The sequence below is a fragment of the Paracoccus sp. AK26 genome, from assembly GCF_011801365.1.
Classification (GTDB): Bacteria; Pseudomonadota; Alphaproteobacteria; order Rhodobacterales; family Rhodobacteraceae; genus Paracoccus; species Paracoccus aerius.
This window is the reverse complement of the sequence record NZ_CP041045.1, coordinates 130,564-144,123: the sequence shown is the minus strand read 5'-3', so window position 1 is coordinate 144,123 and position 13,560 is coordinate 130,564. Positions and strand designations below refer to the sequence as shown.

At 58.0% G+C, this 13,560-nt stretch carries 12 protein-coding genes; 4 read left to right on the top strand and 8 right to left on the bottom strand.

Translation table 11 applies throughout. The annotated features are described in order from the left end of the window. Window positions 1-395: 395 nt before the first annotated feature. Window positions 396-713 carry a type II toxin-antitoxin system RelE/ParE family toxin gene (locus FIU66_RS16460; RefSeq protein ID WP_167623985.1) on the bottom strand — a complete coding sequence of 106 codons (318 nt, stop codon included), beginning with the start codon at window positions 711-713 and terminating at the stop codon, window positions 396-398. Between the two features lie 2 nt (window positions 714-715). Next, the gene (locus FIU66_RS16455) at window positions 716-970 is read right to left on the bottom strand and encodes an addiction module antitoxin (protein ID WP_167623984.1); all 255 of its coding nucleotides are present in this window, start codon (window positions 968-970) and stop codon (window positions 716-718) included. Between the two features lie 385 nt (window positions 971-1,355). On the opposite strand from FIU66_RS16455, the gene FIU66_RS16450 reads away from it, so the two are divergent. The 3 genes from FIU66_RS16450 to FIU66_RS16440 all read left to right on the top strand — a co-directional run bounded on the left by FIU66_RS16450 (window position 1,356) and on the right by FIU66_RS16440 (window position 3,386). Further along, the gene (locus FIU66_RS16450) at window positions 1,356-1,937 is read left to right on the top strand and encodes a recombinase family protein (protein ID WP_167623983.1); all 582 of its coding nucleotides are present in this window, start codon (window positions 1,356-1,358) and stop codon (window positions 1,935-1,937) included. Then, window positions 1,937-2,233 carry a hypothetical protein gene (locus tag FIU66_RS16445; protein ID WP_167623982.1) on the top strand — a complete coding sequence of 99 codons (297 nt, stop codon included), beginning with the start codon at window positions 1,937-1,939 and terminating at the stop codon, window positions 2,231-2,233. Before FIU66_RS16450 ends, FIU66_RS16445 begins: the two co-directional genes overlap by 1 nt. A gap of 395 nt (window positions 2,234-2,628) precedes the next feature. Beyond that, window positions 2,629-3,386, top strand: a protein-coding gene (locus FIU66_RS16440) for an IS5-like element ISPso2 family transposase (RefSeq protein WP_167623981.1) whose coding sequence is annotated in 2 segments (ribosomal slippage) — window positions 2,629-2,953 and window positions 2,953-3,386 — 759 coding nt in all. Because the reading frame shifts where the segments join, the coding sequence is not laid out codon by codon here. Window positions 3,387-3,400: 14 nt separating this feature from the next. Here FIU66_RS16440 and FIU66_RS16435 read toward each other — a convergent pair. Further along, window positions 3,401-4,294 (bottom strand): LysR family transcriptional regulator, encoded by an 894-nt coding sequence (locus FIU66_RS16435; RefSeq protein ID WP_167623980.1) that lies wholly within the window; start codon window positions 4,292-4,294, stop codon window positions 3,401-3,403. A 253-nt stretch (window positions 4,295-4,547) separates the two neighbouring features. Between FIU66_RS16435 and FIU66_RS16430 the strand changes: the two genes are divergently transcribed. After that, complete coding sequence (locus FIU66_RS16430) at window positions 4,548-5,522, top strand: IS481 family transposase (RefSeq protein WP_167623979.1); 975 nt, start codon at window positions 4,548-4,550, stop codon at window positions 5,520-5,522. A gap of 83 nt (window positions 5,523-5,605) precedes the next feature. On the opposite strand, the gene FIU66_RS16425 is transcribed toward FIU66_RS16430, so the two are convergent. The 5 genes from FIU66_RS16425 to FIU66_RS16405 form a co-directional block, all read right to left on the bottom strand. Further along, the gene (locus tag FIU66_RS16425) at window positions 5,606-8,014 is read right to left on the bottom strand and encodes an FAD-dependent oxidoreductase (protein ID WP_167623978.1); all 2,409 of its coding nucleotides are present in this window, start codon (window positions 8,012-8,014) and stop codon (window positions 5,606-5,608) included. A 148-nt stretch (window positions 8,015-8,162) separates the two neighbouring features. Further along, on the bottom strand, window positions 8,163-9,818 hold the full coding sequence (locus FIU66_RS16420; RefSeq protein ID WP_167623977.1) for an electron transfer flavoprotein-ubiquinone oxidoreductase: 1,656 nt from the start codon (window positions 9,816-9,818) through the stop codon (window positions 8,163-8,165). Window positions 9,819-9,888: 70 nt separating this feature from the next. Next, entirely contained in the window at window positions 9,889-10,773 is an 885-nt protein-coding gene (gene purU / locus FIU66_RS16415; protein WP_167623976.1) for a formyltetrahydrofolate deformylase, read from the bottom strand. Window positions 10,774-10,883: 110 nt separating this feature from the next. Next, a complete protein-coding gene (gene folD, locus FIU66_RS16410) occupies window positions 10,884-11,774 on the bottom strand; it encodes a bifunctional methylenetetrahydrofolate dehydrogenase/methenyltetrahydrofolate cyclohydrolase FolD (protein WP_167623975.1) in 891 nt (296 codons plus the stop codon). Window positions 11,775-11,795: 21 nt separating this feature from the next. Further along, entirely contained in the window at window positions 11,796-13,190 is a 1,395-nt protein-coding gene (locus tag FIU66_RS16405) for an MmgE/PrpD family protein (RefSeq protein WP_167623974.1), read from the bottom strand. Between the last annotated feature and the right edge of the window lie 370 nt (window positions 13,191-13,560).

Below are 13,560 nucleotides of genomic sequence, written 5' to 3'. Positions count from 1 at the left end.
TTTCTTGTGAATTCGTTACTTATCAAAGACGGTGAATTCCTGATTGAGCGGCAGCTAGCGACATGTCCAACCTTTCGAAGAGCTAAAGGGTCAGCAATAACTGGATGACGAAGCCGCCGAGGGAGGGGTGAAAGCTGAAGAGCTCCGCGCCAACATAAGTGTAGGATTCCCATCAGGTTGAGGTGGCCTTGCTGGAAGGCGCGGGTGCAGGCTCCATTCTGAATAATTGGATTTATGGAACAATATCAAATTCTTAGTCTTATTTCATCAGATAATTACAAGTCAGGCCTTTTGAAACGCCTCGTTATGATCTGTCCGGATTTGATAGGCTAACTTGTTAAGTCGTGCCAAGCTGCCAGAAGTTGTCACGGCTTCGAACTGCTCGCTATCATAGGTCACTCGCGCCTGAAGTCCTCTGCGAAACGGCCGATCTGGTGCATGCGTTCATGCAGGACTGTCACAATGCCGATGTCGCCATTGGAGAGCCGGCGCCAGTAGACGAAATGGTGCTCGTAGCGGAAGAAGAAGCCGTTCACGCCGAACTCGGCCGGGATCGGGCGGGAGGCAACCCCATGCGCCTCGATCTCATCGAAGGCTTCGAAAAGGCCAATGATATAGCGATCAGCCTGAGCTTCACCCCAGCGCTCTCGGGTATATCGATAAATATCGTCCAACCGCAGTGATGCGGCTTCCTGGATGCGAATGGTGGCCATGATCAGCCCTTGTTGCGAGCGATCACCTCGGCTGCCGTCAGGGATCCATAGCTGTTATCAGGTGCGGAAAACGCCTTGGTCAGTTCGGCCTGTAGGCGAACAAAGGCTTCAGTCTCGGCCCGCTCCTTGTCCCGGCGGATCAGGTCACGGACATATTCACTGACATTCTCGTAGCACCCATCCTCACCAACATTGGTCGCAACGAAGTCACTCAACACCGGGCCGAGTCGCACGGTCATGGTTGTGGTCTGAGCCATGAGAGATCCTTTCTGATTACGTCTTCAATATGACCATTATCGAATACGACGCAAGAAGCAGGTGCTCCTTGGACATTGCTTGCTTGAGCTTCAAAGGCGCATGCAGACAATTTGTTCAGAGACCCCTGCCCTTCACACCAAGTCCTCCTTTCAATCCCATGATACTTCTCCAGAGGGACCGCTATCACCGCTTTACTGCTGCTGTTCTGGTCACCACAGCATGTCACGAATACTTTTTGTGTCCGCTCAGCCATCGTTCAAAGGACGGCCAGCTTGCCGCTGAACAGGCCCGTTGAAGACCAGCATTTGCTGGCAGGACTAAATCTCAGATGACCGGTCCGATATTTTTTGCAATGAAGGGGCGGCTACTGTTACAGATCAGGGCATGACACAGATCTTGATCGGCTACGCCCGCTGTTCCACCGACAAACAGGACCTTGCTGCGCAGAAGGGCATCCTTGCCAGCTTCGGAGTTGCCTCCGATCGCATCTACACCGACCACGGCTTTACCGGCACGAACCGCGCCCGCCCTGGTCTCGATCAGGCGCTTGCAGCCTTGCGAGAAGGCGACACGTTGGTGGTGCCAAAACTGGACCGCCTGGCGCGTTCCGTCCCCGACGCTCGCGACATTGCCGACAAGCTGGCCGCGCGCGGGATCAAGCTTCAGCTTGGCACCTCAATCCATGATCCGACCGACCCAATGGGCAAGCTGTTCTTCAACATCCTGGCGACCTTTGCCGAGTTCGAGGCCGACCTGATCCGGATGCGGACCCGTGAGGGCATGGCTGTGGCCCGAGCCAAGGGCAAGCTGCGGGGCAAGAAGCCGAAGTTGTCGGATCGCCAGCAGCAGGAGCTGCGGCGCATGTATGACACGGGGGAGTATTCCATCAGTGATCTGGCAGAGGTGTTTTCGATCTCGCGGCCGACCGTGTATCGCACCTTGGGCAGGCAGGCGACGGTGGCGTGATGACAGATGATCCAAAGCCTCCGCGCCCACCGTCCCTGAAAAGCGAGACCCGCCAGACGAACTGGCGCCGCACCAATTTGCCGAAGTATCAGGCCCATCTTGCGGTTCAGCGCGCGCTCATGTCTGGCGCACTGGAAAAGCAGGGCTGCGAGGTCTGCGGCGCGGCCAAGGTCGATGCCCATCACGACCGATATGATGAACCCCTGAACGTGCGGTGGCTATGCCGGAGCCACCACGTCAAGCTCCATCATTATGGCGAAGATATGTTTCCGATCGGTCGCACTGCAGATGATTGATCACAAGATAAAAATCGCGATCATGCAAGATGTCGGAATACAATCTTGAGGGTATTTGGAATATCTGATTTTCTTAGCGCCTTTCCAGACAAGGAGAGCGTCTGATTGCAGAGATGTTGCACCTGTACGGAAAGAGAACGTTATTTATAAATTTTTTGAGCTGTAAGGGAAAATACTATCAGAATAGCAGGTAATTTCAAGAACACCCTATTGCCTTTGAAGTGCCGATAGTGCTGCCTCAGCTGGTGCAAGGGAGCGCTGTAAAGCGGGCTCCAGCTGTGTCAACCTTTGCAGTATATGCATAAGTTTGCCTGCTCTCTCCTGATTTTTAGGGTCAGGATGCATTGATTTCTGTTGCGCTGCGTGATTCACGCCTCCGAAAACGGAGCGGTGACATGAGCGATCTCTTCTGGCTGACCGACGCGCAGATGGCGCGCCTGGCTCCCTTCTTTCCCAGGTCGCACGGGAAGCCCCGGGTTGATGACAGACGGGTGCTGAGCGGGATTATTTTCATCAATCGCAATGGCTTGCGTTGGCGCGATGCGCCCGCCTCGTATGGCCCACATAAGACGCTCTACAGCCGGTGGAAGCGTTGGAGCGAAAAGGGCATCTTCGCGCGGATGATGGCCGGGCTGGCGGCGGAACACGGCGAGAAAACGACCGTGATGATCGACGCAACATACCTCAAGGCCCATCGAACGGCGACCAGCATGGCCGCCATAAAGGGGGGCGTGGTCGCCTGATCGGTCGAACCAAAGGCGGTATGAACACCAAGCTGCACGCCATCTGCGACAGTCAGGGGCGACCGATCGACCTGTTCGTCACCGCTGGACAGGTCAGCGATTATATCGGCGCTCGGGCCCTGCTGAGTGGTCTGCCAAACGTCAAATGGCTACTCGGAGATCGTGGCTATGACGCTGACTGGTTCAGAGAAGCGTTGCAGGACAAGGGGATACGTGCCTGCATCCCAGGCCGGAAGAAACGCAAGACGGCGATCAAATACGATAAGCGAAGATACAAGCGGCGTAACCGCATCGAGATCATGTTCGGCAGGCTCAAGGACTGGAGGCGCGTCGCGACCCGCTATGACCGATGCCCCAAGGTGTTCCTCTCAGCCATCGCCCTCGCGGCTCTCGTCATCTATTGGTTATGAATCCTGACCCTAAACTACTCGTGTCGCAGATCTGTGATTGCAGATCGAAGCCACGCTGAAAGTTTGGTTATATCGCGCCGCCGCTGAGTTTTGTTTGTACAAAGATAATAGTATATATCCACGCCATCTTGCTCTCCCATCGGCGCGATAAGCTCGCCCGCCCGCAGTCTATCAGCTAAAAACCTTTTGGAGCCGAGTATGACACCGCGACCCAATAACGCCGCGTTCAAAAGGACAGACGGATCATCAAGGGCGAGCCCGCGCCGGACAATATTTTTATCTACGCCGGTTTGTTCACACCAGCTTTCCCACCATTGATAATCAAATTCGTGTACTACGCCCGTCTGTTTGAGAAAATTGCCCGGACTTTCTCCTTTGTTTTTTCTCCAGAGCGCGGGAATGCACATTGGAATCAGCTTGTCCTGCAAAACAAATTCGAAGGATTCATTGCTGATTATTGTGCGTGAGAAAAAAATCTTGATATCATAAGGTGCTTCTCGCTCGTTCGGAGGGGCCAAAGAGTGATGGATAATAACTTCGGTATCTTTTTCCGCGTCAAGGAATTCACCTATCCGTGCCATCAGGACATGAGTAGAGATAAGTGGGGAAACACTTAAATGAATTCGCGATGTGCGCTTTCCTTTGGAAATGCTGTTCGTAACGTCGGCTAGCTTCTCAAAGCACTCTGCCGAAACTTCAAGCAGCTCCAGACCTTTCTCGGTCAGCTCTATTCTCTGATGAAGGCGTGTGAACAGCTTGACATCAAGCTCTTGCTCCAGAAGCCGAACCTGATGGCTGACAGCCGCTTGGGTTACGTTTAGCTCGTTGGCTGCCAACGTGAAGCTCAGGTTACGACCCACTGCCTCGAAATAACGAATTGCGAGGAGGGAAGGTAAGCGCTGCTTCATCTGATTTCTTTCTAAGCATCCCATGACGGGGCCCGTCGTCGCGCAATTGTCGCCGATCCCCGGAGATTACGGCTTCCGGGCGATCTTGACTAGGACTTTTGACGGCGAGCATTGGCGGTCTCAGCCGGTATGAGGACGCGCTCTTGGCGCTGGACCCTACTTGTTCCATCCCGGATGATCACATAGACCTTCGCCGGTCTTCCTTTTTCACGGCAAGGTCGATCCTGCGCGAGGTTCGGGAGGGGGTGGGAGGATGCTGATTTCTCTGCACAAGCAAGCGACCACAACGCCAAAGATCCGGGCCGCGATCCAGGCGAGCAGCGAACCGGCATGGCTGGTGGCAGAGCGCTACGGGATCTCCGAGCAGACGGTGTGGAAGTGGCGCAGCCGCGATGACGTCCACGACCGCAGCCACACGCCGCACCGGCTTCAGACGACATTGACGCCTGCCCAGGAGGCCGTCGCGGTGGCGCTGCGAAGGGCGCTTCTCTTACCGCTCGACGACCTGCTCGCGGTCGTGCGCGAGTTCCTCAATCCGCACGTCTCGCGTTCGGGCCTCGACCGCTGCCTGCGTCGCCATGGGGTGGGAAACCTGCAGGCGTTGAAGCCCCGGGAGCCGAAGCCCGCGCACGACAGCTTCAAGGCCTATGAGCCCGGTTACCTGCACATCGACATCAAGTATCTGCCGCAGATGGCCGACGAGGATCGCCGCCGCTATCTCTTCGTGGCCATCGACCGGGCGACCCGATGGGTCTTTGTGCGCATCTACCCGGCGCAGACCGCGGCCAACGCGCGGAGGTTCCTCCGGGACCTTGAGCGTGCCGCACCGATGAAGATCACCCGCGTGCTGACCGACAACGGAAAGGCCTTCACCGACCGGCTCTTCGGCCTGCGCAAGCGTGCGGCCACAGGACAGCACGAATTCGACCTGCTCTGCGCCGAGCTTGGCATCGAGCACCGCCTCGCGCCTCCGATGCGGCCACAGACCAACGGTATGGTCGAGCGCTTCAACGGCCGGATCGAGGACGTCCTGCAGAGCCATCGCTTCCACAGCGGCGAGGACCTGGAGCAGACCATCCTGCGATATGTCCACCTCTACAACACGCAGCTCCCGCAATCAGCCCTGAACGCCCGAACACCCATCGGCGCTCTCAAGGACTGGCAACGTCACAGACCCGAGCTGTTCAGGAAACGCGTCTACAATCTCGCGGGATGTGACACCTACTGATGATTGACGATTCACAGCTTTTGCCGGGCTTACATTCGCCCGGCACAAGCCGCAGATCTGCATGTTCAAGACTGTTGCTGGCTTCAGCTCCGAAGCCGCTGGTTCTCTGCATCATAGGCGGCGTCGGTCAGAACCGTGGCCGCGTAGCGGTCACCGTTCATCTCGACCTCAAAGGTCGCGCCCTTCTCGGCGAACTCTGGTTCGACATAGGCAAAGGCAAGATTCTTGCCCACTGCATGACCAAAGCCGCCCGAAGTGATGCTGCCGACGATCCGATCGCCGGAATACACCGGCTCTTGCCCGATCACGTCAAGATGCGGGGCATCGATCTCAAGATAGGCAAGCTTGATCTTGATCCCGTCGGCCAGACGCTTCTCGATCCCTGCCTTGCCGGTGAAATCGCCTTTCTTGAGCGAGTAGAATCGGTTCATGTCGGCCTCGACCAGCGAGATTTCGTTGGTCAGCTCGGACCCGAAACCACGGTAGGCCTTTTCCATCCTCAATGAATTCAGCGCGTAAAGGCCAAAGTCACGAATGCCATACTCCTCTCCGGCCTTCATCAGCGCCAGATAGACCTTGCGCAGCGATGCGGTCGGAACATGCAATTCCCAGCCAAGTTCGCCGGCGTAAGAGATGCGCAGCGCGCGAACCTGAGCCCCTTCGATCTTGATCGTGCGCGCCTTCAACCACGGGAACGCCTCGGTGCTCAGATCTGCGCTGGTGATCTTCATCATTGCATCGCGCGTCTTCGGACCCGACACGACCAGGACGCCAAAGCCTTCGGTCACATCGGTCAGTTCGACATTCTCGCCCGGCAAGATCGCCGCGCTGAGCATGTTGAAGTCGCGGTTCTGCATCGAGCCGGCGCTGGTCAGGTAGAAACGCTGCTCATCAATGCGGGTGATGGTAATTTCGGCATCGATTTCCCCGCCGGCAGTCAGCAGGTGGCACAACGCGATATCACCGATCTTGCGCGGGGCGCGGTTCGCAACGACCCGGTTCAGATAAGCCTCTGCATCGGCGCCCTCGACTTCGAATTTCGAAAAGCTCGACAGGTCGAGAACTCCGATAGCCTCGCGGACCGCTTTGCACTCGGCGGCGACGATGTCGAAAGTGCTGTTCCGGCTGAAGCTCAGATGCTCCGGCTCACCGTTGGAGAAGAACTTGACGCGTTCCCAACCCATCGACTCGCCGAACTCGGCGCCTTTGTCGCGCAGATCTTCGTAGAGCGGCGAAACGCGCAGCGGCCGACCGGTTTTGTAGAAATACCCAGGCGGATGAATGTCATACATGTGCGACGATGCTTCGGTCGTGCGCTCGCGCACCCAGCCCTCGTTGTGAATGCTGCCGAAACGGCGCGGATCCAGCGAGGTCATGCTGATTTCCGCTGCGCCATGCACCATCCATTGGGCAAGATATTTGCTGCAACCCGGCCCCTGCGCGATGCCGGTGGTCGAGCCGCAGTTCAGCCAGACATTCTTCAGGCCGGGCGCAGGACCCACGAGCGGCACCAGATCCGGCGTGTGGGCGATAAAGCCCGAAATGACGCGGCGCACGCCAACCGTGCCGAACAGCGGCATCCGCTCCATCATCTGTTCAAGCCAGGGCGAGATGTGGTCCAGATCCGGCTCCAGCAGGTCCATGTCAAAGGACCACGGCACATCATTGGTATAAAGCTTAAGGCCAGCCGTTTCGTACGGCCCGCCAAGAAGCCCCTTTTGCTCCTGCCGCATATAGGACGAGGAGCCCGGATCACGGACCACCGGCAGCTCACCGGGACGGTCGAGCAGTTCCTCGACCGGATCGGTGACCAGATACTGGTGGATGACGTTAACCAGCGGCACGTCCAGATCGATCCATTTGCCGACCTTGGTGGTAAAGAAGCCCGCAGCGATCACCAGATGTTCGCAGGTGATGTTGCCTTTGTCGGTATAGATCGTCCAGCCGTCGCCGTTCGGTTTGATATCCGAAGCAAGGGTGTGCTTGTAGATCGTCGCGCCCAGCTTGCGCGCTGCGATCGCCATCGCATTGGTGGCGCTGGTCGGATCGACGTGACCGTCATTGGGCGTATAAGTACCACCGACGACATCGTGCAGCTCAAGGTAGGGATGAAGCTGGCGGATCTCATCCAGGCCGACGACATGCGCCTCGACTCCCGCCTGTTTGGCGATACCGACGACGTTTTTGTGCCAGTCCAGTTCGTCCTTGTCGCGCGCAAGCCGGATGCCGCCCGCTTTGTGCCAGCCCGTTGCCTGGCCCGTCTCTGCTTCGAGCGAGCCATACATCTTGATGCCTTCGTCACAGATCTTTGCGAAGTTCAGGCTGCCGTTGAAGTGCGGACACTGCCCGGCGGCGTGCCAGGTCGTCCCGGAGGTCAGTTCGCCCTTCTCGATAAGAACGACATCGGTCCACCCCTCTTTCGCAAGATAATAGAGTGTGCTGACGCCGTGGATGCCGCCGCCGAGCACGACGACCTGTGCATGGGATTTCATGGCCCTGTATGTCTCCGGTTATAGCATTTCTTACAGTCTGAAATTGTCAGGACCCACTCGCAACAAACTATATCTTATGAAGCGAAAGCGAAAGCTAATGGTGCTTGCGCGGCGTTCAAAAACTTGGGCCGGGGCAATTTCGGTGTCGTTACATATTGGGATAGTTGGGCCCGTCGCCACCTTGCGGTGTGGTCCAGGTGATGTTCTGGCTTGGGTCCTTGATGTCGCAGGTTTTGCAGTGGACGCAGTTCTGGAAGTTGATCTGGAAGCGCGCCGCATCGCCTTCACCGATCACCTCATAGACGCCGGCCGGGCAGTAACGTTGCGCAGGCTCGGCATATTTCGGCAGGTTGACCAGAATCGGGACCGAGCTATCCCGCAGCTTCAGATGACATGGCTGCGTTTCTTCGTGGTTGGTAAAGGAAAATGCCACGTTGGTCAGTCTGTCAAAGCTGAGTTTCCCATCGGGTTTTGGGTAGTCGATTGGCTTGTAGGCTTTGGCTTCACCAGTTGATGCAGCATCGGTCTTGCCATGCTTGATCGTGCCAAAAAGAGAAATGCCGAACAGGTTGTTCGTCCACATGTCCATACCGCCACAAATCAGCGATGCGACCATACCCCAGCGAGACCAGATCGGCTTGACGTTACGCACCTTTTTCAGGTCTTGCGCGATTTGGCCCGAGCGCAGGTCAGTTTCGTATTCCAGCAACTCGTCGCCCGCGCGCCCGGCCGCGATGGCTTGTGCCGCCGCCTCGGCTGCCGCGATCCCTGAAAGCATGGCATTGTGGTTGCCCTTGATCCGAGGAACGTTGACGAGGCCCGCCGTGCAGCCAAGCAGAACGACTCCCGGCGCTGTCAGTTTCGGAATCGATTGCCAGCCCCCCTCGGAAATCGCCCGCGCGCCATAGGCCACACGCTTGCCACCCCTCAGAAGCTCCTCGACCATCGGGTGATGCTTGAACCTCTGAAACTCCATATAGGGATAGAGGTGCGGGTTCTTATAGTTCAGGTGCACGACAAATCCGACGAAGACCTGATTGTTCTCAAGGTGATAGATGAAGGAACCGCCACCGGCGTTCGACCCAAGCGGCCATCCCATGGTGTGGGTGACCGCGCCCTCGCGATGTTTCCCGGGGTCGATTTCCCAGATCTCCTTCATGCCGAGGCCGAACTTCTGCGGGCAATGACCCTGAGACAAGTCGAACTTCGCCATGACCTCTTTCGTCAGAGAGCCGCGCACACCCTCTGCCAGCATCGTATACTTGCCGCGCAGCTCCATACCCGGTTCGTATTGAGGGCCTGGCGTTCCATCCGGTTCCAGTCCGGCTTCGCCCGCGACCACACCGGCGATCCGATCACCATCCCAGACGATGGCCGAGGCCGACATGCCGGGAAAGATTTCGACGCCAAGCTCTTCGGCTTGCTCCGACAGCCAGCGGCAAACATTCGCCATCGAAACGATGTATTTGCCGTGGTTCGACATCAGCGGCGGCATGACCCAGTTCGGAATCCGCACCTGTCTGTTTGGCCCGAGGATAAAGAAGTTGTCCTCCTTTACCTCAACGCTGACCGGAGCGCCCCTGTCCCGCCAATCTGGAATCAACCTGTCGAGGCCGACGGTATCCAATACCGCCCCTGACAAAGTGTGCGCCCCGACTTCCGAACCCTTCTCAAGAACGACGACGCTCAGGTCAGGGTCGATTTGCTTCAACCGTATTGCCGCCGACAGTCCTGCGGGACCGCCACCGACGATCACCACGTCATAGTCTACTGACTCGCGTTCAATCTCTACATTCTCAGTCAATTGCTGGATCCATCTATTCAGAATCTGGCCCTATCACTGGGTTTGGCGCAGGGAGGGCTGACTTTCCGTTTCAGCCCATTTTTTCGCTTGCATAGCTTCCCGGCGACGGCGGGAAGACGACGGTCTTGTTGCCGTTCATGAAGACGCGCTTGTGGATATGGGCATGGATGGCGCGGGCCAGCACCTGGCTTTCGACATCGCGGCCCAATGAGACGTAATCCTCGGGCGACTGGGCGTGGGTGACGCGGATGATGTCCTGCTCGATGATCGGGCCCTCGTCCAGATCCGCCGTGACATAATGCGAGGTCGCGCCGATCAGCTTCACCCCGCGCTCATAGGCCTGCTTATAGGGGTTCGCCCCCTTGAACGACGGCAGGAACGAGTGGTGGATGTTGATGATCCGGCCCGACATCGCCTTGCACATCTCGTCCGAGAGCACCTGCATATAGCGCGCCAGCACGATCAGTTCCGCACCGGTGTCGCGCACGATGCGCATCTGCTCGGCCTCGGCCTGCGGCTTGTTCTCCTTGGTGACCTTGATGCAGTGGAAGGGGATGTCGTGGTTCACCACGACCTTCTGATACTCCATGTGGTTGCTGATCACCGCCACGATGTCGATCGGCAGCGCGCCGATGCGCCAGCGGTACAGAAGGTCGTTCAGGCAATGGCCAAAGCGGCTGACCATGATGATGACCTTCATCTTTTCGGCCTCGTCATGGAATTTTGCCACCATGCCGAAGCTGTCGGCAGTTTCGGCGAAATCGCCCTCCAGCTCGGCCAGTCCCAGCCCCTCCTCCGAGCTGAAGCTGACACGCATGAAGAACCGGCCGGTCACGGTATCGTCGAACTGGCTCGAGTCGGTGATGTTGCAGCCCTTCCCGGCCAGATAGGTCGAGATGGCGGCCACGATGCCGCGCTGGGTCGGGCAGGTGACGGTCAGGCAGTATTTGGTCATCAGGCTCTCCACTGTCGTTCTGCGGGGGGCTTGGCCCCGGCTTCTTTCGTGTTCAAATATCCCGGGGGAACGCCCGGCAAGGGCGTGGGGGGCAGAGCCCCCTGTCGCGATCAGCTTGACTCCAGTTCGGGATCGGGCAGCCCGTTCGCGCGGCAGCAGGCGGTCAGCGTATTGGCCAGAAGGCAGGCGATGGTCATCGGCCCGACCCCGCCCGGCACCGGGGTGATGGCGCCGGCGACCTGCACGGCGCTCTCGAAGTCAACGTCGCCGACCAGCCGGGTCTTGCCGTTCTCCTCGATGCGGTTGATGCCGACGTCGATCACCGTGGCGCCGGGTTTCACCCAGTCGCCGGTGATCATCCGCGGCCGGCCCACCGCCGCGATCAGGATGTCGGCGCCGCGGCAGATCGCCGCCAGATCGCGCGAGCGCGAATGCGCGATGGTGACGGTGCAATTCTCGGCCAGAAGCAGCTGTGCCTTCGGCTTGCCGACGATATTGCTGCGCCCGACCACCACCGCGTTCAGCCCCGAGAGATCGCCCAGCCGGTCGCGCAGCATTAAGAGGCAGCCCAGCGGCGTGCAGGGCACCATCGACTTCTGCCCGGTGCCCAGAAGGCCCACGTTCAGAATATGAAAGCCGTCCACGTCCTTTTTCGGGTCGATGGCATTGACCACCGCCTCGGCGTCCATATGGCCGGGCAGCGGCAGCTGCACCAGGATACCATGCACCGCCGGATCGGCATTCAACCGCTCTATCACCGCCAGGAGCTCCTCCTGCGAGACTGAGGCCTCCAGCTTGTGCGCCCACGAATTCATCCCAGCTTCGCGGGTCTGGATCCCCTTGTTCCGGACATAGACCTCCGAGGCCGGATCCTCGCCCACCAGAACAACCGCAAGCCCAGGAGTGATGCCGTTTTCCTGTTTCAACCGCTGAACATGGTCAGCTATCGCCGCGCGCAGATTGGCCGAAAAAGCCTTACCATCAATGATGCTCGCCATCATTTTCTCTTTATGTTGGGTGGATCAGGTCTTCATCCGCATTAGCGCTGTAAGATCGGAGAGATTTCCGACGCTCTCCAGATCTGTCAGCTGATCGAGAAGCACCTGACAGTTTTTGCCCAGAACCGGCTCGACAAGAGCGCGGAATTTTTCATATATCACCTGGTCAGACATGAATTTCGACGGGCTTCCGCTTGGGCAGGTGCTGCTCTCCTCCAACTCTTGCCCGGAGTGGGTCGTTATCTTGACGCGCGCGCCGATATCGCCCTTGGTATGATAAAGTGTGTTCATCCCGGAATCCGTATGAACGCGAACGCGACGGGAATATTCGGTCAGAAGAGGATTGTGCAGCGTGTCCGGCGCGAACCATGCTGCGCCGCGGATGATGCGGTGCAACAGCATCGTGACCGAATAGGGCAGGCTGAACTCGGCATCGACCATGTCTTTCGGACCATAGACCTCGAAGGCCTGCACCCAATCGAACGAGTAGATGTCGACCGATGCGATGTCTTCTGCACGCAGAGTGTTCGCTGTGATGATGGCATCGACGCAATCCAGCGCTGAGTGCTGCCAGCGACAACACGGATAAGCCTTCATGCTGAGGTCCATCACCGAAAAGCGCTCGCCCAGTCCGGCAACCATTGTGTCAAAGTCGCATTGATCCGAGCCGGCCATGATCCAGAATCCCTTTGGGCCGTCCAGAATGAACCGGTTGCCTACAAACCCTTTTTCGGCAAGCAGCGCAGCGGTCGTTCCCGTCCAAGCCGCCCAGCCCGTCGGCTCCTTGACCCAGTGAATTGGGCGTTCCTCAAGCTCCCACCCCCATTTCTGGGTATTCGGCAGTGGCGCCGTCGCGCCCGCGATGCCGTAAGCATGCTGGGTCTGAAGCAGATCGAGATTGAGGATCCGTGCCGCGGCGGCTGCCGCACCCATTGTTTGCCAGGTTCCGACGTTCCAGACCTGCTGCAAGCGTTCATAGCTGGGTTGGATTGCCTTGCCGATGCGGTTTCCGACGTCATATCCGGTCAGAATAGCAGTAATGAGGTCCTTGCCGTTGCTGCCACGCAGTTCACCTGCGGCAAGGGCGGCGGGGATGACGCTGGCGCTTGGATGCCCGATCCCCTCCAGCGTTTCGTCAAAATCAAGTGAATTTGCATTTGTGCCGTTCAAAAGCGCAGCGGTCGCGGCGCCAAATCCGGCAGTTTCGCCGATGATCGTGTGTGGCCCAGTTTCACCGGACGCTGACATGGTGCTGAGCATCGCCTGACCCAATGCGGTGGGCGCCCCGCCGAACGCGCAAGCGATCGTATCGATGATAAATCGCTTCGCTCGCTCAGTGACATCTTTGGGATATTGCTCGAACCGGGTTGTGACGGCGTATTCAGTGAGAATTTTTGTGACTTGAAGGTCGTTGCTCAACGCTTTCTCCGATCAGATGCGGCCATGACGTGATTCCGCATCCACCTTGCCGTCTTCTAAAGGCCCTGCGGAAAGGTCGACTTGTCATCGCCCTATACTGGGATGGGTTTGGGGTGGGGTGGCAAGAAAATCTGCCTTTCTCATCTATGATTTAATCTAATGCACGGCCGGGCAGAGTTGTCGGTTCGGAGCATCAGCGGTCTGGTCTGACACGAAGCGATCGGAACGGCGAATCTTTGCGCACGGCATAGGCTGGGCGGGACAGCACAACTGGCCCGCACTCCCAGAAGGGGTGCGGAAACAACTGCAGGGCAGTGGCTACTCTGTTCGGAGTATTTTCGGTTCGAGCTATGGATAAATTTGGGTGACG